Source organism: Clostridium sp. TF11-13AC, assembly GCF_003481065.1.
Lineage (GTDB): Bacteria > Bacillota > Clostridia > Lachnospirales > Lachnospiraceae > Otoolea > Otoolea fessa.
The window spans coordinates 592,075-618,911 of the sequence record NZ_QUKJ01000001.1; the positions used below are offsets into that span (position 1 = coordinate 592,075).

Consider the following 26,837-nt stretch of genomic DNA (forward strand, 5'->3'; position numbering starts at 1 on the left):
TGATGGCATTTGAAAGCTTGGCAGACAAACTGCAGAATGTGTTTAAAAACCTGACAGGCAAGGGACGACTCAGCGAGAGCGACGTAAAAGCCGGACTCAAAGAAGTCAAGATGGCCCTTCTGGAAGCGGATGTAAGCTTCAAGGTAGTAAAACAGTTTATCAATTCTGTACAGGAGCGGGCGATTGGAACCGATGTTTTAAATGGTCTGAATCCAGGACAGATGGTAATAAAGATTGTCAACGACGAGCTGGTCAAGCTGATGGGCTCCGAAATGACAGAGATTGCGTTAAAACCGGGCAATGAGATTACCGTCATCATGATGGCAGGTCTCCAGGGTGCTGGTAAGACGACCACGACGGCAAAGATTGCCGGAAAGCTCAAGGCAAAGGGAAAAAATCCATTGCTGGCAGCATGTGATGTCTACCGACCGGCGGCAATCGAACAGCTGCAGAAAAATGGTGAAAAACAGGGTGTTCCCGTATTTGCGATGGGAACGAACCACAAACCGGTCAATATCGCAAAGGCAGCGCTTGAGCACGCGGCGAAAAATGGCAACAATGTGGTTATCATCGATACAGCCGGTCGTCTCCACATCGATGAAGCGATGATGGATGAGCTGGTTGAGATCAAAGAGAATGTGGATGTTTATCAGACACTTCTCGTTGTAGATGCCATGACTGGTCAGGATGCAGTCAATGTAGCGAGCATGTTTAACGACAAAATCGGCATTGACGGTGTGGTTCTGACAAAGATGGATGGCGATACGCGAGGCGGTGCGGCTCTTTCTATCAAGGCGGTAACCGGAAAACCGATTCTCTATGTCGGTATGGGCGAGAAACTTTCCGATTTGGAACAGTTTTACCCGGACCGTATGGCTTCCCGGATCTTGGGCATGGGCGATGTTCTTTCCATTATCGACAAAGCATCTGCTGTGATCGACGAGGAGAAGGCAAAAGAACTCGGCCGCAAGATTAAGAAGGCAGAATTTGATTACAACGACTTCCTCGATCAGATGAACCAGATCAAGAAGATGGGCGGCATGGCTAGCATCATGAGCATGATGCCGGGCATGGGACAGCTTAAGGGTCTGGATTTAGATGAAAATGAGAAGACGATGGGGCGCGTAGAGGCGATCATCCTCTCGATGACAGCCGAAGAGCGGCGCAACCCGGATCTGATGAATCCGTCCCGCAAGAAACGAATCGCACAGGGCGCAGGCGTGGATATCGCAGAAGTCAACCGCCTGGTAAAACAGTTCGGAGATATGAAAAAGCTGATGAAACAGCTTCCGGGCATGGCAGGCGGCGGAAAACGCAAGGGTCTTGGCGGACTCGGCGGTATGCTTGGCAAGATGAAGCTGCCGTTTTAAACAAGTGTTAGTAGATGCAGTGTGCATTAGCTATATTTTATAATTCAAGGAAATAAGGAAAATTTCAGGAGGTAATTTAAAATGGTAAAGATGAGATTAAGAAGAATGGGTCAGAAGAAAGCTCCTTTCTATAGAATCGTTGTTGCAGATTCCAGATCCCCGAGAGATGGCAGATTCATCGAGGAGATCGGTATCTACGATCCGAACACAGAGCCGAGCACTCTGAAATTCGATGAGGAAGCTGCTAAGAAATGGTTAGCAACAGGCGCTCAGCCGACAGAGACTGTTGGTAAACTCTTAAAGATCGCTGGTATCCAGTAAATCAAGCATACTGACCTGTGAGGTGCAAAGGTATGAAAGAATTAGTAGAAGTTATCGCGAAAGCACTGGTTGAGAACCCGGACGAGGTAGTGGTTACAGAATCGGTCAAAGACGACGAGACTGTAATCGAGCTTTCCGTTGCACCGGCCGATATGGGTAAGGTAATTGGAAAACAGGGTCGTATCGCGAAAGCGATTCGCTCGGTTGTCAAGGCGGCTTCATCCAAGGAAGACAAGAAAGTTATTGTAGAGATTCAGTAATACAGACGAAGCTGAAAAGCCGGCTGCCTGAAAGGGTGTCCGGCTTTTTTATATCACAGGAAATTCAAGAGGATGCCAACGCAACCGCACCCCGGCGCGGGAATGCAAGGCACGTTCTATTTCATACAGGAGGATTATAGAATGGTTGATTATCTGAGAGTTGGTGTAATTACATCCCCGCATGGCCTGCGCGGAGATGTGAAAGTATTTCCTACCACCGATGATGTGAATCGTTTTAAAAAATTAAAAAAAGCGTATATCGACACTGGAAAAGAAAAAATGCCGGTGACCGTGGAACAGGTGCGTTTTTTCAAAAATATGGTCATTCTTAAATTTAAAGAGATGAATCGGATTGAGGACTGCGAGCCGTTTCGTAATAAGGATATTCTGATCACCCGCGATCAGGCGGTGAAACTGAATCCAGATGAGAATTTCATTGCCGATCTGATTGGTCTGAAAGTGCTGACGGACGAGGGCGAGGAGTTCGGTACGGTGAAAGATATCCTTCAGACAGCGGCTAACGACGTGTACGTGATCGAAGGACCTGAGGGCAAAGAATACCTTTTCCCATCCATCAAGGAATGCATCCTGAATGTGGATCTGGAGGCTGGCACTGTAACGGTTCATATCATGGACGGTCTGCTGGATCTGTAAATGGAATGAAAATCCTAAAATGAAAGTACCGTTGTGAAAGTGCTGTATAAATATAGGAGAAACGGATGAATTTTCATATTCTGACCCTGTTTCCGGAGATGGTAATGGGGGGACTGAACACAAGTATTACGGGGCGTGCGATTGACAAAGGGCTGATCTCGGTCGAGGCGATCAATATCCGCGATTACTCGAAGGACAAACACCACCATGTAGACGATGCGCCCTATGGCGGCGGCGCCGGTATGGTGATGCAGCCGGAACCGATTTACGATGCATATGAAGCCCTGGCGGCGCGCACCGGAAAACGTCCGCGCGTGATCTATCTGACTCCGCAGGGGCAGGTTTTCAACCAGAAAATCGCAGAAGAACTGGCGAAAGAAGAGGATCTGGTGTTCCTCTGCGGGCATTATGAGGGGATCGATGAGCGCGCGTTAGAGCTGGTTGTGACCGACTATCTCTCGATCGGCGATTATGTCCTGACGGGCGGTGAGCTTCCGGCGATGGTTATGATCGACTGCATTTCCCGTCTGGTGCCTGGTGTGTTAAATAATGACGTATCCGCGGAATTTGAGTCATTTCACGACAATCTGCTGGAATATCCACAGTACACCCGCCCGGTTGTATTTATGGATAAGGCGGTCCCGGACGTACTTCTGACCGGGCATCACAAAAATATCGAGACCTGGCGCCGTCAGAAATCGATCGAACGGACGCTGGAACGCCGCCCGGACCTTTTAAAGGATGCGGTTCTGGATAAGAAAGAGAAGAAATATCTGGAAGAGCTGATTCGTCAGAAAGAGGAAAAAGAAACAAAAAAACTCTAAAAAAGAGAGCAGAAAGTCCTTGCAAATCAAGGATTTCTATGATAAAATCATATTCTGTGAAATAAAGAGATGTTCCGCTGTTACAGAAAGCACGTTTTTACGGGATAAAAGATCGTATTAAGAACATCAAAGATTTTAAAGGAGGTTCACAAAGATGAACGAGATTATTAAGAACATTGAAGCAGCTCAGTTAAAGGAAACCGTTCCGAGTTTCAACGTAGGCGATACAGTACGTGTATCTGCTAAGATCAAAGAGGGAAACCGCGAGAGAATTCAGGTTTTCGAGGGAACTGTTATTAAAAGACAGAACGGCGGCGTTCGCGAGACTTTCACTGTTAGAAAAAGCTCCAACGGTGTTGGTGTAGAGAAGACCTGGCCGTTACATTCTCCGTCTGTAGAGAACGTTGAAGTAGTAAGAAGAGGTAAAGTAAGAAGAGCAAAACTGAACTACCTGAGATCCAGAATCGGCAAGGCAGCGAAGGTAAAAGAGTTAGTAAAATAATTTCTGAAGCGGATGGGGCTGCTGTACAGATCAGCCCGCTGTGCATCCGGATATGCGGTTATGTGTGTCCGGCGCGGCGGGAGGAGCTGTGCAGCAGCTTTTTTTCGTGTAATAGGAAATTCCTTGTGATTCCCTATTATAAAAAGGAATGTGCCCTGGCACATTCTCGCGCCGAGCGCGGTCGCTTGCGACATGAGCGATGATTCATGGGGAACGGATAGAGAGGGAGTGACATATGGAGCTGAAAGAGGATAAAAACCGCATCCGTCTGGTGGTTGGATGGATCGTGGATATCGCGGTGGTAATTTCGATCGCGTGGTTCGCCGTGTTTGCGATGGGGACACAGATACGGGTGAGCGGTCAATCAATGGAACCGGTGTTGTCGCAGAACGAAAAGGTTCTGATGAACCGCCTGAGTTACCGCGTGATGCGCCCAAAGCGCTATGACATTATCGTATTTGAAAAAGAAACGGGAAATTACAATATAAAACGCGTCATTGGACTGCCAGGTGAGACGGTGCAGATCAAGGACGGTTATATTTACATTAATAATGAAAAATTAGACGCCCCGAACGACTTGGGTAAGGCGGCTCTGGCTGGACTGGCGGAATATCCGATTAGTCTGGATAAAAACGAATATTTTCTGCTGGGTGACAACCGCTCCGGCAGTGAGGACAGCCGCTTTTCCAATGTGGGAAATGTGAAGTTCCGGCAGATCAAAGGAAAGGTCTGGCTGCGGATCCAGCCGGTTAGCCGGTTTGGGTTGATTTCGTCGAGATAGGTTCTAAGAAAGGAAGAAAATTTCATGCAGATACAATGGTACCCTGGACATATGACAAAGGCAAAAAGAGCCATGAAGGAAGATATCAAGCTGATCGATCTGGTGATTGAGCTGGTGGATGCGCGCGTGCCGCTCGGCAGCCGCAACCCGGATATTGATGAGCTTGCGAAGGGAAAGGGACGGATTGTCCTTTTAAATAAGGCGGATCTGGCGGACGACGGCTGTACAGAGCGCTGGATCGCATGGTTTAAGGAGCAGGGCATCCATGCACTCCGCATCAACGCGCGCAGCGGCATGGGAATGAAGCAGATCCAGCCGCTGGTGCAGGAGGCATGCAAGGAGAAAATTGAGCGTGACCGCCGCCGCGGTATCAAAAACCGCCCGGTGCGGACGATGGTAGTCGGCATTCCGAATGTCGGAAAATCGACCTTTATCAATTCCTTTGCCGGAAAAGCCTGCGCCAAGACTGGAAATAAACCGGGTGTTACCAAGGGAAACCAGTGGATCCGCTTAAATAAGACACTGGAACTTCTCGATACGCCGGGAATCCTCTGGCCGAAATTTGAAGATCCGAATGTGGGACTGTGCCTTGCATTTATCGGCTCGATCAACGATGAGATTCTGGATAAGGAAGAGCTGGCAGCCGAGCTGATCAAAAATATGTCCGGACGTTACGGAAAGCGCCTGGAAGAGCGGTATGGTGTGACGCTGGTTGAGAATACGGCTGGGGACGGCGAAGATACAAAAAAAGCCTGGGAAATTCTGCGTGAAATCGCAAGGGCACGTTCCTGTCTTTTAAAGGGCAGCGAGCTGGATACGAAAAAAGCGGCTGGCTTCCTATTAGATGACTTCCGCAGCGGCAAACTGGGGCGCGTGACGCTGGAAGTGCCGGAGGTATAGGAAAACATGAGAAAACTAACAGGAGAAAAACTGGAAGCAGAACTGGCGCGTCTCGAAGGAATGCGCGCCTATGAACATCAGTACGAAAGTGCAGGGATCGTCTGCGGCATTGATGAGGCGGGCAGAGGTCCATTAGCCGGTCCGGTGGTGGCGGCGGTCGCGGTACTTCCGAAAGACTGTACGATTCTGCGGCTGAACGATTCCAAAAAATTGTCGGAAAAATGCCGGGAAGAATTATTTCTGGAAATCAAAGAAAAGGCAGCTGCCTACGGAATTGGAATTGTAAGCCCGGAGGTGATCGATTCCATCAATATTTTGCAGGCGACCTATGAAGCAATGCGTCAGGCAGTCGCACAGCTTCCGCAGGAGCCGAATATCTTTTTAAATGACGCGGTCATCATTCCGGGGATTTCGGAGGAAAAGCAGATTAAGATTATCAAGGGCGATGCAAAAAGTGTCTCGATCGCGGCAGCCAGTATCCTGGCAAAAGTGACGAGGGATCATATGATGATGGAGTACGATAAAATCTATCCGGAATACGGGTTTGCGAAGCATAAAGGATACGGAACCAAGATGCATAACGAGGCAATTTTAACCTATGGTCCATGCCCGATCCACCGGAGAACCTTTTTGAAGAAGCTGCTGGGCGAGGAAGCCGCGATGCAGGGGATGAAATAACAGAAAAGGAGCTGAATGGGAGAAAGAAACTTTCATCTTCATGGAAATTCATTCAACCGCCGTGCCATCGGAACTGAATATGAAACCCTGGCGTGTGAATATCTCACCCGGCACGGCTATCAGATTCTCTGCCGGAATTTCCGCTGTCGCCAGGGTGAGATTGATATTATCGCAAGAGATAGAGACTATCTGGTTTTTATCGAGGTCAAATACCGCCGCGATGAACACGAAGGCGATCCGGCGGAGGCAGTGGATGCCCACAAGCAGGCGAGGATTCTTCGTACCGCCCGGTATTATATGACGCGTTATCATATTTCCGAGGACACGCCGTGTCGGTTTGATGTGGTGGCGGTGCTTGGCAGTAACGTGAGATTAATTCGGGACGCGTTCTGGTGCGGATAATTACAAATGAGAGAATTCAAAAACTGCACAACGAGATTTGAGCAAGAGACAGAAAAAGGATGTGACAATCATGGCGCTTACCTATATACAAAAAACAGTTCATCCGGCACCAATTACCCTTCATGAGTCAAACGGAGTGGCTTATTTTACCTTTCCGCTCTTAGAGCAGACCAGGATGGTGCGCCACGCATTTTCTACCCGGCTTGGCGGAGCGAGCAAGGGATATTTCAGTACGATGAACTTTTCGCTGACGCGCGGCGACAACCGGGACGATGTGCTTGAAAATTACCGGAAAATGGCGCGGATTCTGGGAACGGATGTGTCAAAGATGGTGCTCAGCCATCAGACACACACGACGAATATCCGTCTTGTTACGGAAGCGGACGCTGGAAAAGGAATCTGGCGGGAGCGCGATTATGAAAACATCGACGGACTTATCACAAACGTGCCGGGGCTGACGCTGGTTACATTTTTTGCGGACTGTGTACCATTATATTTTGTAGATCCGGTGCATCGTGCGATCGGACTGTCGCATTCCGGCTGGAAGGGAACCGTTCACCGGATGGGACAGAAAACGATCGAGGCGATGGGAGAGGCGTTCGGCACGAAGCCGGAGGATCTGCGCGTCTGCATCGGACCGAGCATCTGCCGGGACTGTTATGAGGTCAGTGAGGATGTGGCAGACGCATTTAAAGAAGAATTTGGAGCAGAAATCAGTCAGGATGATTCAACATCCTGTTATTCCTGGAATGGGAAATCGATTCTCATGAATAAGGGGAATGGCAAGTACCAGCTTGACCTCTGGGGCGCGAACCGCCTGGTGCTCCTGGATGCCGGAATTTTACCGGAGCATCTGGCTGTGACGAATGTATGTACGAAATGCAATCCGGATCTTTTATATTCACACCGCGTGATGGGAGATAAGAGGGGGAATCTGGCGGCATTTTTATCGCTAAAGTAAGTATGTAATCTGTCTGTCAAACAAGTGAATGAATGTTTTGCAGAAAAGAACAGCAGCATGATTGAAAATCGGTCGTTCAAGTCCGGTTTTGTCAATCATGCTGCTGCCGTTTTTTCCGCCGTTTCAGCTAAGATTCAGAAGAGCCCTACGATGTCTTATTTACCAGCCATCTTTTTTTCCTGTTCCTCAATCATCTTTTTGACCATATAGCCGCCGACGGAACCAGCCTGTGCGGAGGTCAGGTTACCATTGTAGCCCTCGCTTAACGGAACGCCAATCTCATTGGCAACCTCCATCTTAAAGCGGTTCATCGCTTCCTTGGCTTCCGGTACATTGGTTTTGTTAGTGTTGTTGGAACTAGACATAACAGACGCCTCCTTTTTTGCGTGTGCCCCTTCAAACTTTCGTTTGTCCGGGTGTCTCTTTTTGTTACATTCTCAGTATGCGGATCTTAAAAGTGAAATACACTAGAAGGTTTTGTGCGAATTGACATTTTGGGGCAAAACTCCCACAATGTAGGGAAAAAAGTTAGTATTGATCCGATTTTATGCTTGTATATCAGTAAAACTCATACTATAATAGAACAGATGTAGTGTTAAAAAATACGCAAACTGTTTGGTGAATTTTACGGTTGCAGTTCAAAATACATTAATATTTCTAGTAAGATGGAGAAAAATCCATGCGGGTAATAGCAGGAAGTGCCAGAAGGCTTACTTTAAAGACGATCGAGGGAATGGATACGAGACCGACGACGGACCGTATCAAAGAAACTCTTTTTAATATGATTCAGAATGATATCTATGGATGCACATTTCTCGATTTATTCAGCGGAAGCGGGGCGATCGGGATCGAAGCTTTAAGCCGCGGGGCAAAAGAAGCTGTTTTTGTGGAGAAGAATCCGAAAGCGGCGGACTGCATCCGTGACAATCTGAAAGCGGCCCGCCTAGCTGATAAGGCGACGCTGTTAAACTGTGATATTTCGGATGCATTGAAACGGATAGAAAACCGGAAGAGTGCGTTTGATTTCATTTTTATGGATCCTCCGTACAACCATCTCTGGGAGAAAGAAGTGCTTACTTATCTGGCGCATTCGTCCCTGGCAGATGAACATACGATGATCATCACAGAGGCATCGAAAGAGACCGGGTGCAGCTACCTTTCAGAACTGGGATACCATCTCGAAAAAGAGAAGATATATAAGACGAATAAACATCTGTTTATCCGAAAAGCTTGAATACCAAAGGAGAAAAAAAGATGAAAACAGCCATTTATCCGGGCAGCTTTGATCCGGTGACGCTCGGACATTTTGATATTATAAAGCGATCCTCCGAAATTTTTGATCAGGTCATCGTGGGAGTTTTGTGTAATAACGCAAAATCTCCGTTGTTTTCTGTCGAAGAACGTGTTAAGATGTTAGAGGAAGTGACAAAAGACATTCCTAACGTGGAGGTGCAGTCGTTTGACGGACTTCTGGTCGATTTCATGCGCCAGAATCACGCAAAGGTCATCGTGCGTGGTCTGCGTGCGATCACGGATTTCGAATATGAGCTGCAGCTCGCGCAGATGAACCGGGTGATTGCACCCGAAATAGATACCCTGTTTCTGACAACGAACCTTAAATACGCGTATTTAAGTTCCAGTATGGCAAAAGAGGTTGCGATGTACGGCGGAGACATTTCCGAATTTCTCGATCCGGTCATTGCAAAACAAGTACAGGAGAAATACCAGGCGCTTCAGGAAGACAGGGAATGTAAGTAAGGAGAAAAGCTATGAGCAGAATTGAACAGATCATCACAGAAATTGAAGATTATATCGACAGCTGCAAGTTTCAGCCGCTGTCCAACACGAAGATTTTAGTAAATAAAGAAGAGATTGAAGAACTGCTCGTGGAACTGCGTCTTCGCATTCCGGAGGAGATCAAGAAATATCAGAAGATCATCAGCAACCAAGATGCGATTCTGCAGGAGGCACGTTCCCAGGCAGATGCGATGGTAGCCGAGGCGACCGCCCAGACCAATGAGCTGGTTAATGAGCATGAGATCATGCAGCGTGCATATGCAGAAGCAAACAGCATTATTGAGCAGGCAAATGCACAGGCACAGCAGATCGTGGACAACGCTGTCACAGAGGCAAACAATATCCGCCAGGGTTCCGTTCAGTACACGGACGACATGCTCCGCAGCCTGCAGACCATCATCAAGCATTCGATGGAGGGCGCGCAGAGCCGTTTCGAGTCTTACATGAGTTCGATGCAGTCCAGCTACGATGTCGTATCTTCCAACCGCAATGAGCTGGCTGGCAGTGTCGTGACCGAGCCGGAGGAGAACACAGGCGCCGAGGCAGCAGCGGCCGCTACACAGGCGGCATCCGGCGAAGCAGCAGAATAAAGAGAACGAACGAGAGACTGGCGTGAACCAGTTTCCACAGTACATAATGCCGGATGGAAAGTCCGGCATTTTTTTCTCTGTCTTTTCGGCTGTCCCGTATGACTGAATTTGTCTGGGCGACCCCGGATAACCCGCCAAACGCGGCACACGCCGCTATCGCACCGGATTGAACCGGGATACTGAATATGGCATCAGAACGGGCGATCGCATCGATGCCGGTTGTCATTTCAGCCGTCCCGATCAGAAACAGACGCAGCGTGCCGGAACAGAAGGCGTCGGCAAAGGCAGCGAGGATCGAATACAGCATGATCAAACCGCCGATGCGGACCTGCAGTTCGATGCAGTCCATCAGGATGGTGTCGAAGGAAGCGGGAACGGGAACGGAGACGGATGTGGATTTTGTGCGGGCGGGCTTGACAGAGCCGGTTTCTTTCGAAAAAAATCGGTTTTGAAGGCTAAAAGAAGTTACTTTATTATAAATGCATAGGAGACTTCCAACCAATAAAAGCGGCGTATATAGTGCCAGAACCAGATAGTTTGACGGAACTGCCGGGTTCAGCCTAGGTGCAGCGTATCCGGCGATAAACATGGGGCTTGGCGAAGCACTGATGGCGGTCAGAAGCCGTTTTTCATGTGCCGAAAGCAGCGATTTCCGGTTAAAATCGGCGGCAGTTTTCATTCCCATCGGGTAACCGCAGAGCAGCCCGGCAAGCAGGGCATAGCCGCTGTAGACAGACATCCCAAGATGTTCCAAAACCGGATGAAATGGCGCTAGAAGCAGCCGGACGCCGCCGTGTTCAGCTAAAAGCTTTGAGAAGAGCATAAAGGGAAATAACGTCGGAAAGACCGTATTGAACCATAAAAGAAGTCCTTTCTGTGCCCCATCCGCAGAGAGACGCGGATGCGAGAGCAGAAGCGCCAGGATAAGTGCTGGGAACAGGGCGGATACTATTTTTTTTATATATGGCATGGGAGCGCCTTTCTATCATTAAAAAGTAATATAAAGATAGATTATATATATGTAGACAGAAAATGGCTCATTCCTTTTGGAAGCCTGAAAACCGGCATACCGAACAAAGAAAGAACGAATGAGCGCGAAGAAAAAGTCTTTAGAATCACGATTATAAATGGATATACAGAGCAATAGACAAAAACAGGAGGAAAACGATTGGATTACCGAGAACTGCCGGAAGAATTTCTTGAAAAAATGAAACAATTTCTGGGGGAGGAATACCCGGAGTATCTGGCTTCGTATGAGGAAGAGCCGCGTTCAGGGCTGCGCGTCAACACGGGCAGGCTGACACCGGAACAGTTTTTAGAGATGGCACAGACGGCGGACTGGAATTTGAAACCAGTGCCGTGGACGAAGAACGGTTTTTATTATCAGGGCGAACGCCCATCCAGGCATCCGTGGTACTACGCGGGACTCTACTATTTGCAGGAACCGAGTGCGATGGCACCGGCGGCATGGCTGCCGATCAAGCCGGGCGACCGGGTTCTGGATTTGTGCGCGGCACCGGGCGGTAAAAGTACGGAGCTGGCGGCGAAATTAGCCGGTACAGGTGTCCTGTTTTCCAATGATATCAGCAATTCGCGCGCAAAAGCGCTTCTTAAAAATCTGGAAATGTTCGGAGCGGGAAATATCTGTGTAACGAGCGAGGCACCGGAAAAAATGGCTGGCATCCTGCCGGAGTTTTTTGATAAGATTCTGGTCGATGCGCCGTGCTCCGGCGAAGGTATGTTCCGCCGCGATCCGTCGATGGTAAAGAGCTGGAACGAAAAAGGTCCCGATTATTATGCGCCGCTGCAGCGCCAGATTCTCGACTGTGCCGTGCAGATGCTTGCGCCGGGCGGGAAACTGGTTTATTCGACCTGTACCTTTGACAGGGACGAGGACGAGGGAACGATCGAGTATATTCTGGAGAAATATCCGCAGATGGCGGTCGTGCCGCAGAAACCGGAATATGGCTTTGAGGGAAGCCGTGGCATTGAGGGCTGTCTGAGATTGTTTCCGCACCGTCTGGAGGGCGAAGGACATTTTGTTGCGCTGTTGGAGAAGCGGACGGAGAAACCAGACGCAAATGTCAGGGATTTGGAAAATGCTGGTGCGAAAGCATTGAGCGCTCCACTTTCGGTAGAGAAAATAGAAGCGCGGTTGTGCCGTGTGGCGCAAGATGGTAAGTCCAGACAGATGGCTTCTGGAAAAACGGAAGGGAAAACATTTAGAAAAGGAAAAAACGGGATGCAAAACCAGACAGCCGAGGACTTTTCCCCCCTGTTCGATCTTCTGCGCCAGCTTCCGGTAAGAACCTGGAATCCGGAGCAATTCTACCGTGACGGCGAGCGCATCTATTACCTCCCGGCAGCGCTGGCAGGCGACAATACACGTTATTTTAAGCCGCTCCGCTGTCTGCGTACCGGACTTCTGCTCGGAGAACTGAAAAAAGGGCGGTTTGAACCATCCCAGGCGCTGGCAATGAACCTGCGGATGCAGGAATTTGTAAATTACTTAAATTTTAATGCCTCGGATGAGCGCACGATCCGCTATTTAAAGGGCGAGACATTGACAGCCGCAGAGGAAGAGGCAGCAGATGGTCTTGTACTAATCTGTGTGGATGGATTTCCGCTTGGCTGGGCGCAGAAACGGGGCGGTCAGCTTAAAAATAAATACAATCCCGGATGGAGGTGGCAGTGATGAGACAGGGTAAAAGTATACGTTTAGACCGTTTCCTGGCAGAGATGAAGCAGGGAACGCGCAGTCAGGTAAAAGAGATGATCCGCAAAGGGCGGGTTCTGGTCGATGGAACCGTCTGCCGCGAGTCTGACCGGAAAATATTCCCGGACGAAACCCGGGTTACACTGGATGGACAGCCGGTTGGCTGGGCAGACACGGAATATTATATGTTAAATAAACCGCAGGGCGTCGTTTCCGCAACGGAAGACGGGCGCTATCAGACTGTCATTGACCTTATTGATGAAGCAAAGCGAAAAGACCTCTTCCCGGTCGGACGCCTCGATATTGATACGGAAGGACTGCTTCTCATCACAAACGACGGTGCGCTGGCGCATGAGCTTCTGGCACCGAAAAAACACGTGGATAAGGTCTATTTTGCACGCGTAAAGGGAACACTGAAAGAAGGAATCGAAGCGCGCTTTCAGGCAGGACTGACGCTGAAGGATGGCACATCGGTACGGCCGGCAGAGCTTGTGATCGAGAAAAAATGGAACGACGCAGGAGAAGACCTCTGCGAGGCGCGCCTGACCATCCATGAAGGAAAATTTCATCAGGTAAAGCGGATGTTTGAGGCAGAGGGCGGCGAAGTCATTTACCTGAAACGCCTTTCGATGGGACCGCTTGCCCTGGATGAGGCACTGGCGACGGGAGAGTACCGGGCGCTGACGGAAGATGAAATTAGAGCGTTAAAAGAAAGAATGCTAACCTCACAAAATTGTGTATCGAATGACGAAAATTTGTCAGACACCCAAAATAACACACCTCCTGAAATCAACTGGAACACAGTAGACGCCGTCCTCTTCGATCTCGACGGCACCCTGGTCGATTCCATGTGGATGTGGAAAGCGATCGATGTGGAATTTTTAAAGCGTTACGGCTATGACTGTCCGGAAGATCTTGAGAAGGTGATCGAGGGCATGAGCTTTTCCGAGACAGCAATCTATTTTAAAGATCGCTTCCAGCTGCCGATGACCCTGGATGAGATCAAGGCGATCTGGATTGAAATGTCGATCGATAAATACCGCCATGAGGTACCGCTGAAATCAGGTGTTGCGGAATTTCTTTCATTTTTAAAGAAAAAAGGAATCCGCATGGGAATTGCAACGAGCAATGCACAGGATATGGTAGCAGCCGTGCTGGATTCTCTGGATATCCGTTCCTATTTCGGTGTGGTGGCAACTGCCTGTGAGGTGGCGGCAGGAAAACCGGCGCCGGATATCTATCTGAAGGTGGCGGCGGATCTGGGCGTACAGCCGGAAAAATGTCTGGTATTTGAGGATGTCCCGGCGGGGATTCTGGCTGGAAAACGGGCTGGTATGCGCGTTGGCGCGGTCGAGGACGTATTTTCACTTTCCATGACCGAAGAAAAGAAAGAATTAGCTGATTTTTATATCCGGGACTACCGGGAACTGATACAGGGGGCAAGATAAAATGATACATGATTTTTTACCGATCTGCAGGGCGGATATGGACAAGCGCGGCTGGGAGAGCTGCGATTTTGTCTACGTGTGCGGGGATGCGTATGTCGATCACCCGTCATTCGGCCACGCGATCATCAGCCGTATGCTCGAAGCGCACGGCTATAAAGTAGGCATCATCGCCCAGCCGGACTGGAAGAATCAGGAATCCATCCGGATTCTGGGTGAGCCGCGTCTCGGATGGCTTGTGAGCGCCGGAAATATGGATTCGATGGTGAACCATTACTCTGTTTCCAAAAAGCGCCGCGCAAAGGATTCCTACACACCGGGCGGCGAGATGGGAAAACGTCCGGATTATGCGACGATAGTCTATTCTAACCTGATCCGCACCTGGTCGAAAAAGCCGATCATTCTCGGCGGTATCGAAGCCAGCCTGCGGCGTCTGGCACATTATGATTACTGGTCCGGAAAAACGAAACGGTCCATTCTGCTGGATTCCCAGGCAGATCTGATTTCCTACGGAATGGGTGAGCGCTCGATCGTGGAGATCGCGGATGCACTGGCCAGCGGCATCGAGGCGAAGGATATTACCTTCATTGAAGGAACCGTTTATAAGGCAGACAATCTGAATTCCGTTTACGATGAAATCCGTCTGCCGTCTTACCGCGAGGTTTCCTCTGATAAAAAGACGTATGCGGAAAGTTTTTACACCCAGTACAGCAATACGGATCCATTTTCAGGAAAACGTCTCGTTGAGCCGTACAGCGACCGCCTCTATGTGGTCCAGAATCCGGCGGCGAAGCCGTTGACGCAGGAAGAGATGGACGATGTCTACGCACTTCCATACATGAGAACCTGGCATCCGTGTTACGATGCAGCGGGTGGTATTCCAGCGATCACGGAAGTAAAATTCAGCCTGATCAGCAACCGCGGATGCTTCGGCGGATGCAGCTTCTGTGCGCTGACCTTCCATCAGGGACGCATCGTGCAGACCCGCAGCCATGAATCAATTATTCAGGAAGCAGAACTTTTGACCCAGGAACCGGATTTCAAGGGGTACATCCACGATGTCGGCGGTCCGACCGCAAACTTCCGGCACCCGGCATGCGAAAAACAGATGACCTACGGTGCCTGTCCGCACAAACAGTGCCTGTTCCCGCAGCCGTGCAAAAACATGAATGCCGATCACAGCGACTATATTTCCCTGTTAAAGAAGCTGCGGGCGATTCCGAAGGTAAAAAAAGTTTTCATCCGTTCGGGCATCCGTTTCGATTATCTGCTGGCGGAGAAAAACCGGGCATTCTTGCGGGAGCTTTGTCAGTACCATGTCAGCGGACAGCTCAAGGTAGCGCCGGAACATATATCGGATAATGTATTAAAACGGATGGGAAAACCGGAGAATAAGGTTTACCGCCAGTTCATGAAGGAATATGCAGCGATGAATGACTCGCTGGGAATGAAGCAGTACCTCGTTCCGTACCTGATGTCCTCCCATCCAGGTTCCACGCTCAAGGAGGCGATCGAACTGGCAGAATATCTGCGCGACCTCGGCTACATGCCGGAGCAGGTGCAGGATTTCTATCCGACGCCATCCACACTGTCTACGTGTATGTATTACACGGGATATGATCCGCGCACGATGGAAAAGGTGTACGTGCCGACCAACCCGCATGAGAAAGCGATGCAGCGTGCGTTGATCCAGTACCGCAATCCGAAAAACTATGATCTGGTGCTGGAAGCACTCCGTCTGGCAGGCAGAACGGATCTGATCGGTTTTGATAAGAAATGCCTGATCCGTCCGCGGCAGATCAAAGGACGCGATTTCGCGGCTGGCGGATATAAAGGGGCGCATCATGGCAGCCAGACGGCAAAACCGGCTGCTGCCAATCGTGCAAAAGACGCCAAAAGACCGGCTGTGGGCGGTATGACCGGGCACAAACAGACCGGCATAAATGGAAATGGACGAAATGCGGGGGGATTTGGCAGCGCTGGTGTTGGAAAGAGCAGTGGCAGCGGAAAGAAAAAAGCCATCCGGAACGTGCACAAGAAGAAATAAAACTCATGTACTCTCGGAATGCAGGAACGACTCCGAGAGTACATACTTGAGACGGGAGGAATTTCTCATGAAAATTGCGATAATTACAGGTGCCTCTTCCGGCATGGGGCGCGAGGCAGCCAGACAGCTGGCGGATCGCTTTTCGGGACTCCAGGAAGTCTGGCTGATTGCCCGCCGGATGGACCGGATGCAGGAGCTGGAACGGACGCTGCCGATCCCGGCGCGTTGTTTTTCCATCGATTTGACGGATGCATCCCAGCGCGAGACGCTGGAAAACGAGCTGGCGGCGCGCAAGCCCAACGTAAAGATCCTGGTAAATGCTTCCGGCTTTGGTAAAATCGGAACAGTCGGGAACCTGCCGCTTGACGATGAAACGGGAATGGTAGAACTCAACTGCGGGGCGCTGTGCGCGGTCACGCATATGGTGCTTCCCTATATGAGCGAAAACAGTCGGCTTCTCCAGTTCGCGTCGGCAGCGTCCTTTCTGCCGCAGCCAGGATTTGCCATCTATGCAGCAACCAAGGCATTTGTTTTAAGCTACACCCGCGCCCTGCGGGAAGAACTCCGTCCGCGCAGAATCGGTGTGACGGCGGTCTGCCCCGGACCGGTCAAAACCGAGTTTTTCGACATTGCCGAGACAACCGGAGAAATTCCACTCTATAAGCGCCTGGTGATGGCAGATCCGAACAAAGTTGTAAAACTTGCCATCCGCGACTGCATGGCGGGAAAAAGCGTGTCGGTTTACGGCGTATGGATGAGGGCATTCTTTGTGCTCTGCAAGGTAGTGCCGCATGAATGGATTCTGCGCGCGATGCAGGTGCTAAACCATTAAACCAGACAAAAAGTTAGTATCATTCAATAGAAATCATGATAGAAAGGATTTTTACAACGTGAAAAAAATAAAAAAAGGCGATTACGGCTACCGCAATCATTTCAAGCGGAAACAGCTTTTTATCATCGCACTTCTGGCATTATTTATCATCGCACAGCTGGTTGGGCGATCTTTTACAGACAATGATTCCATCAAAAAAATTCTGACGGTCATGGCGATCGTCACGGTCCTTCCGGCGGCGAATCTTGCTTCCCCGCTGATTGCCATTTTCAAATACCATACGCCGGAGCAGGCGTTTCACGAGGCATATATGCCGTATGAGGAAAAATTTGAAGTTCTCTATGATCTGGTCCTGACGACGCCGGAAGATGTGATTCCGTCCGATGTGACCGTCGTTCACCCGACCGGCATCTATGTGTACTGCATTAATCCAAAGCTGAATGTAAAGCGCGCGGAGGCAGGTTTAAATGAACTGTTAAAGGCTAACAAACTGGATCCGAACCTGAAAATCGTGACCTCACGCAGCACCTTTGACAAGCGGATTCACAGCCTGAAACCGGCGTCAGAGTATGAGGACGATGGAACTGTAGAGTACGGTGTGCGCGTAATAAAAGGATTATCAATGTAAAAAAGGGAGGCGGCAGCCATGCGGATGCTGACAGTATCTAAAAATGAGGCGGGGCAGCGCCTGGACAAGCTGCTGGCAAAATATCTGAATCTGGCGGGAAAAAGCTTCATTTATAAAATGATGCGGAAGAAAAATATTACCCTGAACGGAAAAAAATGCGACGGTTCCGAACATCTGACCGAGGGCGATGAGATCAAGCTGTTTCTGGCAGAGGAGACGATCGAGAAATTTTCGGAAGTGAAGATTCAGAAGGTTCAAAAGAAAAAGCTCGATATCGTCTACGAGGACGAACATATTTTACTGATCAATAAGCCATCTGGAATGCTGTCCCAGAAAGCGAAAGAGACGGATGAATCGCTGGTCGAATACCTGATCGACTATCTGCTGGATTCCGGCAAATTAAAGAAAGAGGACCTGGCGTGCTTCCGGCCGTCCGTCTGCAACCGCCTCGACCGCAACACAAGCGGCATCGTGGCAGCTGGACGTTCCCTGCCGGGACTGCAGATCATGTCCGAAGTCATCAAGGATCGGAGTCTGGGAAAATATTATGTCTGCGTCGTGCGGGGAATCGTAAAAGGCGAAGCCCGCATCGAGGGATGGCTGACGAAAAATGAAAAAACGAATCAGGTGTCGATCCGAAAAGAGGAGACCCCTGGAAGTCTACCGATCCGGACTGCATACAGACCGCTGGTATCTGGAAATGGATATACCCTTCTGGAGGTTCATCTGATCACCGGACGATCCCACCAGATCCGCGCCCACTTGGCTTCCATCGGACACCCGATCGCCGGGGATCCAAAGTACGGCGATCCCCGGGTCAATGAGGAAGTGAAGAAACGCTTCGGCGTCCGTTCGCAGATGCTTCATGCGTGGCGGCTGGTAATGCCGGAAACGATCTCCGAGCCGCTTTCATATCTGGCGGGCAAAGAATTTACCGCGCCTATGCCGGCGGAGATGAAACGGATGGAAGAGATGATGAAATCAGCTCCAAAACGCCCAGCCAATCATCGCCTGTAAATTTTAAATTGTGCGAAAAATCAAAAAAATAAGTGGAGGAGCAATAACATGGGGACTTGGAACAGCCGGGGACTTCGTGGTTCAACCCTGGAGGATATGATAAACCACACAAACGATCTTTACCGTGAGAAAAAGCTGGCATTGATCCAGAAAATCCCGACGCCGATTACACCCGTCTCGATCGATAAAACCAGCCGCCATATCACGCTGGCGTATTTCGATCAGAAGAGTACCGTCGATTACATCGGCGCGATTCAGGGCGTCCCGGTCTGCTTTGATGCGAAAGAATGCGCGGCAGATACATTTCCACTGCAGAACGTCCATCCGCATCAGGTCGCATTTATGCGGGAATTTGAAGAGCAGGGCGGGATTGCTTTCTTAATTATATATTTTTCACAGAGGGATGAACTTTACTACCTGCCATTTTTCCATCTGGACGCATACTGGGAGCGGATGCAGCAGGGCGGACGAAAGAGTTTTACATATGAGGAAATGGATAAAACGTGGCGCATCAAAAGCCACCGGGATATATTAGTCCATTATCTGGAACCGCTGAGCCGGGATTTAGGAGAAAGAGAGGATGATTTTTCATGACAACAGCCGTAGAACGTTTTTTGAAATATGTATCATATGATACGCAGTCAGACGAGGCATATGACACCTGCCCGAGCACAAAAAAACAGCTTCTGTTAGCCAATGAGCTGAAACGCGAGCTGGAAGAAATGGGTGCATCCGATGTGCGGATGAGCAAGTACGGATACTTGTTTGCACGCATTCCGGATAATACTGACAGTACCTCTGCACCGCAAGAAGCGGAAGCTTCTTTTAGCACTGCGTCTGCTCACGGTGCATCCGACGTTGGGCAGAAAGCTACCATCCCGGCACTTGGCTTCATTTCCCACATAGACACCGCGCCGTCCTTAACCGGAACAAACGTAAAGCCGCGCATCGTCCAGGCATATGACGGCAAAGATATCGTATTAAATGCAGAAAAACAAATTGTCATGAAAGTTTCAGAATTTCCGTTTTTAGCCGACTTAAAAGGTCAGGATCTGATCGTAACTGACGGAACCACGCTTCTGGGCGCCGACGACAAGGCAGGCGTGGCGGAGATCATGACGATGGCAGAATATTTCCTGAGCCACCCGGAGATCCCGCACGGCGAGATCTGCATTGGATTTACGCCGGACGAGGAGATCGGACGCGGCGCGGATCGTTTCGATGTGAAAGACTTCGGTGCAGCGGTTGCTTATACGGTAGACGGCGGTCCGATCGGCGAGATCGAATATGAAAATTTCAATGCCGCTTCCGGCAAAGTCCGGATTCAGGGAGCCAGCATCCATCCGGGAGATGCGAAGCTCAAGATGAAAAATGCCATTCTCATCGGCATGGAATTTCAGAGCCTGCTGCCGGTCTTTGAAAATCCGATGTACACAGAAGGTTATGAGGGATTCTATCACCTGGATGAAATGAGCGGAAATGTAGAAGAGGCGCAGTTAAATTATATCATCCGCGATCACGACCATGAAAAATTTGAACAGAAAAAGAAATTTTTCGCCGAAGCCGCCGATTTCCTGAACCGCAAATACGGTAAGGGCACCGTGATCGCCGAAGTAACGGACAGCTACTACAACATGAAAGAAAAAATTGAGCCGTGCATGTACCTGATCGATACCGCCAAAGAGGCGATGACAGCCTGCGGCATCGAGCCGGAGGTCGTTCCGATCCGCGGCGGCACCGACGGCGCCCGCCTCTCCTACATGGGGCTTCCGTGCCCGAACCTCTGCACCGGCGGGTATAACTATCATGGAAAATATGAATTTATTCCGGTGGATTCGCTTCAGAAGACGGCGGAGATACTGGTGGAGATTGGAAAGCAGTTTGCAGCTCTGGCTGAGTGAAATAAATAGTAAAAGGAGATCCTCACCATTCTTTCTGGTAAATACTGAAAAATGAAGTTGATCAGGACTTCCAGCTTTTTTTCTGCTTATTTTACAGAGGCAAAAGGGTTGAACAGTTTGGTGGTACTTATGAGGACTTGGAAAAAGCAGCTTTATCCGTAACACTGGTTTGAAATTTTCTCCCAAATTCAAGAAAAAACCATTGACAGATCCATATTCCGATGCTAGAATATCTAAGTGTGCCGCACAGCGAGGCTAAAAGTGCGCAAGCCGCCATAGCTGGCGAGTAATGATAATAGGAGGTGCCATCAGATGTACGCGATTATTGCAACAGGTGGTAAGCAGTATAAGGTTGCCGAGGGCGATGTAATCAAAGTTGAGAGACTCGGTGCTGCTGCAGGTGAAGCTGTTACTTTCGATCAGGTTCTGGCTGTTAACAACGGTGAGATGAAGATCGGATGCCCGACTGTAGAGGGTGCTACTGTATCCGCAACAGTTGTTAAAGAAGGCAAAGGCAAAAAAGTTATCGTTTACAAGTATAAGAGAAAAACTGGCTACCATAAGAAAAATGGTCACAGACAGCTCTTTACAGAAGTTAAGATCGAAAAGATCAACGCTTAATTGAAATGATTCAAGTAGACGTATACTCCGATTCCAAGGGATGTACCACGGGAGTGGAAGTAAAGGGACATGCTGGATATGATGAGTACGGCAAAGATATTGTCTGTGCGGCTGTATCCGTTCTGACTGTCAATATGGCTAATTCGGTGGAGAAATTTACCGATGACGGTTTTAAGGGCAGTGTGGATGAAAAGACAGGTCAGTTTATTTTTCATTTTACCGGTACTGTAAGTGCGGAATCAAAACTCCTGATGGATTCGCTGATACTTGGACTTACCGATATCGCGGAGAGTTATGGAGATAAATACATTAAAATTCGATTCAGGGAGGTGTAACGCATGTTTAAAATGAACCTTCAGTTATTCGCTCATAAAAAAGGTGTTGGTTCCACAAAGAACGGTCGTGATTCTGAGTCCAAGAGACTTGGTGCGAAGAGAGCAGACGGACAGTTCGTATTAGCTGGCAACATTCTTTACAGACAGCGCGGAACCAAGATTCATCCAGGTGTGAACGTAGGACGCGGTGGAGATGATACATTATTCGCTATGGTTGACGGCGTCGTAAAGTTTGAAAGAAAGGGCAGAGACAAAAAGCAGGTTTCTGTTTACCCGAGAACAATTAACGAATAATTATAAAGAAGCTCCATACGGATTGTATGGAGCTTTTTTCAGATCAGAAGGAGGTATTTATGTTTGCCGACAGTGCAAAAATTTATATCAGATCCGGAAAAGGCGGCGACGGTCATGTCAGCTTCCGCCGGGAACTTTTCGTAGCTGCTGGCGGTCCGGACGGCGGCGATGGCGGTCGCGGCGGCGATGTCATTTTTGAAGTGGACGACGGACTGAATACCCTGACCGATTTCCGTCATGTCCGCAAATATGTGGCTGGCGACGGAGAGCAGGGCGGAAAGCGCCGCTGTCACGGAGCAGACGGCGAGGATCTGATTGTCAAGGTTCCGGAAGGAACCGTTATCAAGGATTTTGAATCCGGTAAGGTAATCGCGGATATGTCCGGCGAGAACCGCCGAGAAGTGATTTTAAAAGGCGGCAAGGGCGGTCTTGGAAATATGCACTTTGCGACCTCGACGATGCAGGTTCCGAAGTATGCACAGCCGGGACAGCCGGCACAGGAACTCTGGGTACAGCTGGAATTAAAGGTAATTGCCGATGTTGGTCTGGTTGGTTTCCCGAACGTCGGTAAATCGACCTTGCTTTCACGCGTTTCCAATGCGCGTCCGAAGATCGCCAATTACCATTTCACGACGCTGAACCCGCATCTTGGTGTGGTTGATCTACAGGATGGACAAGGCTTTGTCATGGCAGATATTCCGGGACTCATCGAGGGTGCTTCCCAAGGAATCGGTCTGGGACATGATTTCCTGCGCCATATCGAGAGAACCAAGGTTCTCGTGCATGTTGTGGATGCGGCATCCGTCGAGGGGCGTGATCCGGTTGAGGATATCCGCACCATCAATGCGGAGTTAAAAGCATATAATCCGTCGCTTTTAGAGCGTCCGCAGGTGATTGCTGCCAACAAGGTAGATTCGATTTACAATACTGGCGAAGAGGACTGGGAAGACCCGGTAGAGCGCTTAAAACGCGAATTTGAGCCGGAAGGCATCCAGGTATTTGCCATTTCTGCAGTTACCGGGCAGGGTGTAAAAGAGCTCCTTTACCATGTAAATGATCTGCTGAAAACGGTTGACCGCAAGCCAGTTATTTTCGAAAAAGAATTTGAATACCAGTATCAGGGCGAGAATCTTCCGTATACCGTGGAACGCAATGAAGATGGTATTTATGTGGTAGAAGGACCGAAGATCGAGAAGATGCTCGGTTACACAAACCTTGATTCTGAGAAGGGCTTCCAGTTCTTCCAGAAATTCTTAAAGGACAGCGGTATTCTGGCTGAGCTGGAAGAAGCTGGCATCGAAGAGGGCGATACAGTTCGTATGTATGGTCTTGAATTTGATTACTATAAATAATTGACATTTACGTAACTGTTCAGTACCTTCACAGTCACGCGCAAAAATCCATTAAAAATTGCCTACGGCAATGGGATTTTTGCCTGCTGGTCCATGTTTTCGTACGGTCAGCGCAGTAAATGCGCAGACCTACTGAATAGTTACACATTTACAATATTTCAAACTCAGAAATCCACACTGGATCTGAGTTTGAATTTTAACAGGAGATAGATTTTATGACAAGCAAACAGAGAGCTTATTTAAAAGGTCTCGCGATGACCATGGATCCGATCTTCCAGATCGGCAAATCCAGCCTGACACCGGAATTGACCGCTGCTGTGGCAGAGGCGCTGGAGGCCCGCGAGTTAATTAAACTGAATATTCTGAAGAACTGCGTCGATGACGGCAATGAGCTGGCAGCCGTTCTGGCTGAGCGTACCCACGCACAGGTAGTACAGGTAATCGGCAAGAAAATTGTTCTTTATAAAGAGGCAAAGGACGAGAAGAAACGTAAGATCGTTCTGCCAAAATAAAGGAGCTGCATTCTGCGAATGAATCTCTGACAGAAAGGATACGGATGACGATGAAAAAGATCGGTATTATGGGGGGAACATTTGACCCGATCCATAATGGACATATCATGTTGGGAAGACAGGCGTATGAAGAATATGATCTTGACTGCATCTGGTATATGCCCTCCAGGATCCCGCCGCATAAAAAGGATCATACGATCACAGCGGCAAAGGACCGTTTGGCAATGACTGCAGCTGCGATCGCGCCGTATCCTTATTTTAAGCTGTCTGATTTTGAACTTCGCAGAACCGGCGGAAATACCTACACAGCAGACACGCTTCGCTTATTGAAAGAAGAATATCCGGATGTTGAATTTTTCTTTATCGCGGGCGCAGACTCAATTATGGACATTGAAAAATGGTATCATCCCGAATATGTTCTTCCAGCCGTCACATTTTTGGCGGCAGCAAGAGAGCATGAGGAGGCGGATCGTTCGCTGGATGAGCAGATTTCCTATTTAAACCAGAAATATCAGGCGCATATTCTGCGTCTTCACTGCCGTGAAATGGATGTTGCTTCGGCGGAGATCCGCGCGGCTTTCCGAGCAGGACACGCAGCAGACGTTCGTTCCCTGGTGCCGAAGGAAGTCTGTCAATATATCGAACAGCACGGCTTGTATCAGGAGGTAAATGTGTAATGGACGAAAGAATTACAGAGATACGAAAGCATTTGAAAAAGAAATTGAACCCGATGCGCTATGAACATACGCTGGGTGTTTCATACACATGTATGGCTCTGGCAATGCGTTACAGTGCCAATCTGGATCAGGCGGAGATGGCTGGACTTCTCCATGACTGTGCAAAGCGCTATGATGATGCGACTATCATCTGCAAATGCCAGGAGCATGGCATTGAACTGACTGAAGGTGAACTGCGGGCTCCGGCTGTGATTCATGCAAAATTAGGCGCATGGATGGCAGAACACAAGTATGGTATTACCGATCCAGAGGTCTTATCTGCAATCGCCTGCCATACGACCGGAAAACCGGCGATGTCCCTGTTAGACAAGATCCTGTACGTAGCCGATTACATCGAACCGCGCCGTGATAAGGCGCCAAATCTGCCGAAGCTCCGCCGTCTTGCATTTGAAGATCTGGACGAAGCGCTGTATCAGATTCTGGACAGCACCCGCAATTATTTAAAGGAAACGGGCACGGCAGAGGATGATACAACCGAACAGACCTGGGAATACTATCATGAACGTCATGTTCATCAATAGACACATTAACAGGATTTAAATAAAATAATGAGGAGGATAATCCCCGTGGAAGCAAAAGAGCTGACCAAACTTGCCGTAAAGGCGCTGGAAGATAAAAAAGGCGAAGATATTCGCGTCATTGATATTCATGGAGTATCTGTACTGGCTGATTACTTTGTCATCGCAGACGGAAGCAACGCCAGCCAGGTAAAGGCAATGGCAGATAATGTAGAGGAAGAACTCGGCAAAGCCGGTCATGAGTGCCGTCAGATCGAGGGCTATCAGACTGCCGGATGGATCCTGATGGATTACGGCGATCTGATCGTACACATTTTCTCCCGCGATGACAGACTGTTTTATGATCTGGAGCGCATCTGGAGAGATGGAAAAGTAGTTGAGAATGTGGAGGAATTGTAATAGATTTTTGTTTCATTCCTTTTATATCACGAACAGAAAGGGAAAAACCTGCAAATGGTTTTTCCCTTTTATCGCGAATAAGAGAGAAAAACCTGAAATCTGTGTTTTCCCATCTATCGCGAACAAGGCTGATAAAGTGTTTTCCTTTCAACTCAAAACTTACTTTTTAAAAGCGCTCCATTTTGTAAATTTCAAAAATAGTGAAATAAAACGAGTTACAAGGTTGGAATACGCTAATTGCAACGAACGCAATTTGTTTATTGAGAAGTGTTGTATCAAAGCAATAAGTATATATATTGATATTTTTTTAAAAGATCATATAATAGTGGTAGGAAAAACCATACATTCCCTACTGCTATAGTATGATTGGTACTGGTGGGTCTGTCCTTTCCGTGGTAGAATATTTACGTTATCAAGAAACACGGTCCTGAATCATGGAGGTGCAAAGTATGGAACCAATGTATTTGTCAATCCAGCCGGAAGAGACAGGGGAACGCATAAGAAGACTGCTTTTGGAACAAGGGTATACGATTCGGGAAATCCAGGGAGCTTTCGGGTTTGAAAATCCGCAGGCCATTTACAAATGGCTGTCCGGTAAATCGTTACCCAGCATCGACAACTTCATTATTTTAAGTAGATTATTGCATACTACGATTGAAGATATCCTCGTCATTGACGGGGATATTCCTCGTTTATGGGGAATTTTAAACCGATGGTTGAATGACATCCGTTGCCGTATGATTTACAATCGGATCAGAAACAAATGATAGCGGAGAGGACGGTGAAACATGGAATCGGAACATAAATTTATGTTAAATGATATTCTGCGAAAGAAACGGAAAAGTAAGATGCGCAAACCGGAATGTCTTGTTTTTCTTACTTACGGACCGATTCACGTTTCCCCCTTGGGATGGATAAAACGTTGGAAAGAAGATATCATCTGCATCTGTCAGAGATTGCGTTACGGATACTGCTACCGTGATGCTTGGGCGATTGACCAGTGGTTTCTTGTTATCATCCCCAACATGCTCAACGATCTACGTATCAACGGTCATGGATATCCGGGATCTTTCACAGGAACCGAAGAAGAGAATGTGCGGAAATGGAACCGGATCCTAGAACATATGGAATTTCTATTTCGGGAGGCAAACGAGGAAACCTGTCACCGGAAAAATCCATATGAAGAAGCATATGATCAGGCAAGAGAAGCTTTCACCCGGAAATACGGGATGTTTGGTGAAAAGCTGAAAACCGAAGAAGAAAAAGAGCAGGAAAAAGATAAAGGTTATTACTGTGTGCATACCATGTCCGATGTGCCGGAATACAAGGAAATATTGGACCAATGGTTTGCAGCGGAGAAGGAACTGGCAGCATACCGAGATCGGTGTATGAAAGAAGGAATGAAGCTTTTTACCAGATATCTCTGGGATCTGTGGGACTGAG

At 48.7% G+C, this 26,837-nt stretch carries 34 protein-coding genes; 32 read left to right on the forward strand and 2 right to left on the reverse strand.

Going from position 1 to position 26,837, the window contains the following annotated elements; all coding sequences use genetic code 11:
- Positions 1-2: 2 nt before the first annotated feature.
- From ffh to pgeF, 11 genes are all read left to right on the forward strand, one after another.
- The gene (gene ffh / locus DXD12_RS02505; RefSeq protein WP_118637262.1) at positions 3-1,370 is read left to right on the forward strand and encodes a signal recognition particle protein; all 1,368 of its coding nucleotides are present in this window, start codon (positions 3-5) and stop codon (positions 1,368-1,370) included.
- Between the two features lie 81 nt (positions 1,371-1,451).
- Positions 1,452-1,691 carry a 30S ribosomal protein S16 gene (gene rpsP / locus DXD12_RS02510; protein ID WP_106999919.1) on the forward strand — a complete coding sequence of 80 codons (240 nt, stop codon included), beginning with the start codon at positions 1,452-1,454 and terminating at the stop codon, positions 1,689-1,691.
- A 32-nt stretch (positions 1,692-1,723) separates the two neighbouring features.
- Positions 1,724-1,951 carry a KH domain-containing protein gene (locus DXD12_RS02515; RefSeq protein WP_022360235.1) on the forward strand — a complete coding sequence of 76 codons (228 nt, stop codon included), beginning with the start codon at positions 1,724-1,726 and terminating at the stop codon, positions 1,949-1,951.
- 141 nt (positions 1,952-2,092) lie between these two features.
- The gene (gene rimM, locus DXD12_RS02520) at positions 2,093-2,605 is read left to right on the forward strand and encodes a ribosome maturation factor RimM (protein ID WP_106999918.1); all 513 of its coding nucleotides are present in this window, start codon (positions 2,093-2,095) and stop codon (positions 2,603-2,605) included.
- Between the two features lie 65 nt (positions 2,606-2,670).
- The gene (gene trmD / locus DXD12_RS02525) at positions 2,671-3,429 is read left to right on the forward strand and encodes a tRNA (guanosine(37)-N1)-methyltransferase TrmD (protein ID WP_106999917.1); all 759 of its coding nucleotides are present in this window, start codon (positions 2,671-2,673) and stop codon (positions 3,427-3,429) included.
- A 154-nt stretch (positions 3,430-3,583) separates the two neighbouring features.
- Positions 3,584-3,931, forward strand: a complete 348-nt coding sequence (gene rplS, locus DXD12_RS02530; RefSeq protein ID WP_022360232.1) for a 50S ribosomal protein L19 — start codon at positions 3,584-3,586, stop codon at positions 3,929-3,931.
- A 235-nt stretch (positions 3,932-4,166) separates the two neighbouring features.
- Positions 4,167-4,712: a signal peptidase I gene (gene lepB / locus DXD12_RS02535; protein ID WP_106999916.1), complete on the forward strand. Its 546-nt coding sequence runs from the start codon at positions 4,167-4,169 to the stop codon at positions 4,710-4,712.
- Positions 4,713-4,736: 24 nt separating this feature from the next.
- On the forward strand, positions 4,737-5,612 hold the full coding sequence (gene ylqF, locus DXD12_RS02540; RefSeq protein ID WP_022358769.1) for a ribosome biogenesis GTPase YlqF: 876 nt from the start codon (positions 4,737-4,739) through the stop codon (positions 5,610-5,612).
- A 6-nt stretch (positions 5,613-5,618) separates the two neighbouring features.
- The gene (locus DXD12_RS02545; protein WP_118637264.1) at positions 5,619-6,290 is read left to right on the forward strand and encodes a ribonuclease HII; all 672 of its coding nucleotides are present in this window, start codon (positions 5,619-5,621) and stop codon (positions 6,288-6,290) included.
- 15 nt (positions 6,291-6,305) lie between these two features.
- A complete protein-coding gene (locus tag DXD12_RS02550; protein ID WP_118637266.1) occupies positions 6,306-6,692 on the forward strand; it encodes a YraN family protein in 387 nt (128 codons plus the stop codon).
- Between the two features lie 70 nt (positions 6,693-6,762).
- Entirely contained in the window at positions 6,763-7,653 is an 891-nt protein-coding gene (gene pgeF / locus DXD12_RS02555) for a peptidoglycan editing factor PgeF (protein WP_118637268.1), read from the forward strand.
- A gap of 155 nt (positions 7,654-7,808) precedes the next feature.
- Here pgeF and DXD12_RS02560 read toward each other — a convergent pair whose 3' ends face one another.
- Entirely contained in the window at positions 7,809-8,018 is a 210-nt protein-coding gene (locus tag DXD12_RS02560) for an alpha/beta-type small acid-soluble spore protein (protein WP_022358773.1), read from the reverse strand.
- Between the two features lie 314 nt (positions 8,019-8,332).
- Between DXD12_RS02560 and rsmD the strand changes: the two genes are divergently transcribed.
- The 3 genes from rsmD to DXD12_RS02575 are packed head-to-tail and all read left to right on the forward strand — an operon-like array spanning position 8,333 to position 10,040.
- Positions 8,333-8,887 carry a 16S rRNA (guanine(966)-N(2))-methyltransferase RsmD gene (rsmD, locus tag DXD12_RS02565; protein WP_022358774.1) on the forward strand — a complete coding sequence of 185 codons (555 nt, stop codon included), beginning with the start codon at positions 8,333-8,335 and terminating at the stop codon, positions 8,885-8,887.
- 20 nt (positions 8,888-8,907) lie between these two features.
- Complete coding sequence (gene coaD, locus DXD12_RS02570; RefSeq protein ID WP_022358775.1) at positions 8,908-9,411, forward strand: pantetheine-phosphate adenylyltransferase; 504 nt, start codon at positions 8,908-8,910, stop codon at positions 9,409-9,411.
- 11 nt (positions 9,412-9,422) lie between these two features.
- A complete protein-coding gene (locus DXD12_RS02575; protein ID WP_022358776.1) occupies positions 9,423-10,040 on the forward strand; it encodes a hypothetical protein in 618 nt (205 codons plus the stop codon).
- On the opposite strand, the gene DXD12_RS02580 is transcribed toward DXD12_RS02575, so the two are convergent.
- A complete protein-coding gene (locus DXD12_RS02580) occupies positions 10,006-11,010 on the reverse strand; it encodes a nucleoside recognition protein (protein WP_243105333.1) in 1,005 nt (334 codons plus the stop codon). The genes DXD12_RS02575 and DXD12_RS02580 overlap by 35 nt on opposite strands.
- Before the next feature lie 198 nt (positions 11,011-11,208).
- Between DXD12_RS02580 and DXD12_RS02585 the strand changes: the two genes are divergently transcribed.
- The 18 genes from DXD12_RS02585 to DXD12_RS02675 all read left to right on the forward strand — a co-directional run bounded on the left by DXD12_RS02585 (position 11,209) and on the right by DXD12_RS02675 (position 26,836).
- Positions 11,209-12,735 carry an RsmB/NOP family class I SAM-dependent RNA methyltransferase gene (locus DXD12_RS02585; protein WP_118637270.1) on the forward strand — a complete coding sequence of 509 codons (1,527 nt, stop codon included), beginning with the start codon at positions 11,209-11,211 and terminating at the stop codon, positions 12,733-12,735.
- The gene (locus DXD12_RS15825) at positions 12,735-14,204 is read left to right on the forward strand and encodes a pseudouridine synthase (protein WP_347561356.1); all 1,470 of its coding nucleotides are present in this window, start codon (positions 12,735-12,737) and stop codon (positions 14,202-14,204) included. The genes DXD12_RS02585 and DXD12_RS15825 overlap by 1 nt, the downstream gene beginning before the upstream one ends.
- A gap of 1 nt (position 14,205) precedes the next feature.
- On the forward strand, positions 14,206-16,248 hold the full coding sequence (locus DXD12_RS02595; protein WP_118637274.1) for a YgiQ family radical SAM protein: 2,043 nt from the start codon (positions 14,206-14,208) through the stop codon (positions 16,246-16,248).
- Between the two features lie 67 nt (positions 16,249-16,315).
- Complete coding sequence (locus tag DXD12_RS02600) at positions 16,316-17,080, forward strand: SDR family NAD(P)-dependent oxidoreductase (protein ID WP_118637276.1); 765 nt, start codon at positions 16,316-16,318, stop codon at positions 17,078-17,080.
- A 58-nt stretch (positions 17,081-17,138) separates the two neighbouring features.
- A complete protein-coding gene (locus DXD12_RS02605) occupies positions 17,139-17,708 on the forward strand; it encodes an O-linked GlcNAc transferase-like protein (protein WP_118472363.1) in 570 nt (189 codons plus the stop codon).
- A gap of 18 nt (positions 17,709-17,726) precedes the next feature.
- Positions 17,727-18,725, forward strand: a complete 999-nt coding sequence (locus DXD12_RS02610; protein ID WP_118637278.1) for an RluA family pseudouridine synthase — start codon at positions 17,727-17,729, stop codon at positions 18,723-18,725.
- A 48-nt stretch (positions 18,726-18,773) separates the two neighbouring features.
- Positions 18,774-19,319: a Holliday junction resolvase RecU gene (locus tag DXD12_RS02615; RefSeq protein WP_022358599.1), complete on the forward strand. Its 546-nt coding sequence runs from the start codon at positions 18,774-18,776 to the stop codon at positions 19,317-19,319.
- A complete protein-coding gene (pepT, locus tag DXD12_RS02620) occupies positions 19,316-20,626 on the forward strand; it encodes a peptidase T (RefSeq protein WP_106999906.1) in 1,311 nt (436 codons plus the stop codon). Before DXD12_RS02615 ends, pepT begins: the two co-directional genes overlap by 4 nt.
- A 312-nt stretch (positions 20,627-20,938) precedes the next feature.
- Positions 20,939-21,247, forward strand: a complete 309-nt coding sequence (gene rplU / locus DXD12_RS02625; protein WP_106999905.1) for a 50S ribosomal protein L21 — start codon at positions 20,939-20,941, stop codon at positions 21,245-21,247.
- Between the two features lie 5 nt (positions 21,248-21,252).
- The gene (locus tag DXD12_RS02630) at positions 21,253-21,582 is read left to right on the forward strand and encodes a ribosomal-processing cysteine protease Prp (protein ID WP_022359434.1); all 330 of its coding nucleotides are present in this window, start codon (positions 21,253-21,255) and stop codon (positions 21,580-21,582) included.
- Between the two features lie 3 nt (positions 21,583-21,585).
- Positions 21,586-21,876 carry a 50S ribosomal protein L27 gene (rpmA, locus tag DXD12_RS02635; RefSeq protein ID WP_022359433.1) on the forward strand — a complete coding sequence of 97 codons (291 nt, stop codon included), beginning with the start codon at positions 21,586-21,588 and terminating at the stop codon, positions 21,874-21,876.
- Positions 21,877-21,935: 59 nt separating this feature from the next.
- Positions 21,936-23,228 (forward strand): GTPase ObgE, encoded by a 1,293-nt coding sequence (gene obgE / locus DXD12_RS02640; protein WP_106999904.1) that lies wholly within the window; start codon positions 21,936-21,938, stop codon positions 23,226-23,228.
- A gap of 215 nt (positions 23,229-23,443) precedes the next feature.
- Positions 23,444-23,740, forward strand: a complete 297-nt coding sequence (gene yhbY, locus DXD12_RS02645) for a ribosome assembly RNA-binding protein YhbY (RefSeq protein ID WP_022359431.1) — start codon at positions 23,444-23,446, stop codon at positions 23,738-23,740.
- Positions 23,741-23,790: 50 nt separating this feature from the next.
- Complete coding sequence (gene nadD, locus DXD12_RS02650) at positions 23,791-24,417, forward strand: nicotinate-nucleotide adenylyltransferase (protein ID WP_117795776.1); 627 nt, start codon at positions 23,791-23,793, stop codon at positions 24,415-24,417.
- Positions 24,417-24,998 (forward strand): bis(5'-nucleosyl)-tetraphosphatase (symmetrical) YqeK, encoded by a 582-nt coding sequence (gene yqeK / locus DXD12_RS02655; protein WP_022359429.1) that lies wholly within the window; start codon positions 24,417-24,419, stop codon positions 24,996-24,998. Before nadD ends, yqeK begins: the two co-directional genes overlap by 1 nt.
- A gap of 27 nt (positions 24,999-25,025) precedes the next feature.
- Positions 25,026-25,394: a ribosome silencing factor gene (gene rsfS, locus DXD12_RS02660; protein ID WP_106999903.1), complete on the forward strand. Its 369-nt coding sequence runs from the start codon at positions 25,026-25,028 to the stop codon at positions 25,392-25,394.
- A 449-nt stretch (positions 25,395-25,843) separates the two neighbouring features.
- On the forward strand, positions 25,844-26,161 hold the full coding sequence (locus DXD12_RS02670) for a helix-turn-helix transcriptional regulator (protein WP_106999901.1): 318 nt from the start codon (positions 25,844-25,846) through the stop codon (positions 26,159-26,161).
- Between the two features lie 21 nt (positions 26,162-26,182).
- Positions 26,183-26,836, forward strand: a complete 654-nt coding sequence (locus DXD12_RS02675) for a hypothetical protein (RefSeq protein ID WP_118293498.1) — start codon at positions 26,183-26,185, stop codon at positions 26,834-26,836.
- Position 26,837: the final 1 nt, after the last annotated feature.

Excerpts from the sequence above, each read along its gene's own strand:
- ffh (WP_118637262.1), top strand. The coding sequence starts at position 3 with ATGGCATTTGAAAGCTTGGCAGACAAACTGCAGAATGTGTTTAAAAAC.
- rpsP (WP_106999919.1), top strand. The coding sequence starts at position 1,452 with ATGGTAAAGATGAGATTAAGAAGAATGGGTCAGAAGAAAGCTCCTTTC.
- DXD12_RS02515 (WP_022360235.1), top strand. The coding sequence starts at position 1,724 with ATGAAAGAATTAGTAGAAGTTATCGCGAAAGCACTGGTTGAGAACCCG.
- rimM (WP_106999918.1), top strand. The coding sequence starts at position 2,093 with ATGGTTGATTATCTGAGAGTTGGTGTAATTACATCCCCGCATGGCCTG.
- trmD (WP_106999917.1), top strand. The coding sequence starts at position 2,671 with ATGAATTTTCATATTCTGACCCTGTTTCCGGAGATGGTAATGGGGGGA.
- rplS (WP_022360232.1), top strand. The coding sequence starts at position 3,584 with ATGAACGAGATTATTAAGAACATTGAAGCAGCTCAGTTAAAGGAAACC.
- lepB (WP_106999916.1), top strand. The coding sequence starts at position 4,167 with ATGGAGCTGAAAGAGGATAAAAACCGCATCCGTCTGGTGGTTGGATGG.
- ylqF (WP_022358769.1), top strand. The coding sequence starts at position 4,737 with ATGCAGATACAATGGTACCCTGGACATATGACAAAGGCAAAAAGAGCC.
- DXD12_RS02545 (WP_118637264.1), top strand. The coding sequence starts at position 5,619 with ATGAGAAAACTAACAGGAGAAAAACTGGAAGCAGAACTGGCGCGTCTC.
- DXD12_RS02550 (WP_118637266.1), top strand. The coding sequence starts at position 6,306 with ATGGGAGAAAGAAACTTTCATCTTCATGGAAATTCATTCAACCGCCGT.
- pgeF (WP_118637268.1), top strand. The coding sequence starts at position 6,763 with ATGGCGCTTACCTATATACAAAAAACAGTTCATCCGGCACCAATTACC.
- DXD12_RS02560 (WP_022358773.1), bottom strand. The coding sequence starts at position 8,018 with ATGTCTAGTTCCAACAACACTAACAAAACCAATGTACCGGAAGCCAAG.
- rsmD (WP_022358774.1), top strand. The coding sequence starts at position 8,333 with ATGCGGGTAATAGCAGGAAGTGCCAGAAGGCTTACTTTAAAGACGATC.
- coaD (WP_022358775.1), top strand. The coding sequence starts at position 8,908 with ATGAAAACAGCCATTTATCCGGGCAGCTTTGATCCGGTGACGCTCGGA.
- DXD12_RS02575 (WP_022358776.1), top strand. The coding sequence starts at position 9,423 with ATGAGCAGAATTGAACAGATCATCACAGAAATTGAAGATTATATCGAC.
- DXD12_RS02580 (WP_243105333.1), bottom strand. The coding sequence starts at position 11,010 with ATGCCATATATAAAAAAAATAGTATCCGCCCTGTTCCCAGCACTTATC.
- DXD12_RS15825 (WP_347561356.1), top strand. The coding sequence starts at position 12,735 with ATGAGACAGGGTAAAAGTATACGTTTAGACCGTTTCCTGGCAGAGATG.
- DXD12_RS02595 (WP_118637274.1), top strand. The coding sequence starts at position 14,206 with ATGATACATGATTTTTTACCGATCTGCAGGGCGGATATGGACAAGCGC.
- DXD12_RS02600 (WP_118637276.1), top strand. The coding sequence starts at position 16,316 with ATGAAAATTGCGATAATTACAGGTGCCTCTTCCGGCATGGGGCGCGAG.
- DXD12_RS02610 (WP_118637278.1), top strand. The coding sequence starts at position 17,727 with ATGCGGATGCTGACAGTATCTAAAAATGAGGCGGGGCAGCGCCTGGAC.
- DXD12_RS02615 (WP_022358599.1), top strand. The coding sequence starts at position 18,774 with ATGGGGACTTGGAACAGCCGGGGACTTCGTGGTTCAACCCTGGAGGAT.
- pepT (WP_106999906.1), top strand. The coding sequence starts at position 19,316 with ATGACAACAGCCGTAGAACGTTTTTTGAAATATGTATCATATGATACG.
- rplU (WP_106999905.1), top strand. The coding sequence starts at position 20,939 with ATGTACGCGATTATTGCAACAGGTGGTAAGCAGTATAAGGTTGCCGAG.
- DXD12_RS02630 (WP_022359434.1), top strand. The coding sequence starts at position 21,253 with ATGATTCAAGTAGACGTATACTCCGATTCCAAGGGATGTACCACGGGA.
- rpmA (WP_022359433.1), top strand. The coding sequence starts at position 21,586 with ATGTTTAAAATGAACCTTCAGTTATTCGCTCATAAAAAAGGTGTTGGT.
- obgE (WP_106999904.1), top strand. The coding sequence starts at position 21,936 with ATGTTTGCCGACAGTGCAAAAATTTATATCAGATCCGGAAAAGGCGGC.
- yhbY (WP_022359431.1), top strand. The coding sequence starts at position 23,444 with ATGACAAGCAAACAGAGAGCTTATTTAAAAGGTCTCGCGATGACCATG.
- nadD (WP_117795776.1), top strand. The coding sequence starts at position 23,791 with ATGAAAAAGATCGGTATTATGGGGGGAACATTTGACCCGATCCATAAT.
- yqeK (WP_022359429.1), top strand. The coding sequence starts at position 24,417 with ATGGACGAAAGAATTACAGAGATACGAAAGCATTTGAAAAAGAAATTG.
- rsfS (WP_106999903.1), top strand. The coding sequence starts at position 25,026 with ATGAGGAGGATAATCCCCGTGGAAGCAAAAGAGCTGACCAAACTTGCC.
- DXD12_RS02670 (WP_106999901.1), top strand. The coding sequence starts at position 25,844 with ATGGAACCAATGTATTTGTCAATCCAGCCGGAAGAGACAGGGGAACGC.
- DXD12_RS02675 (WP_118293498.1), top strand. The coding sequence starts at position 26,183 with ATGGAATCGGAACATAAATTTATGTTAAATGATATTCTGCGAAAGAAA.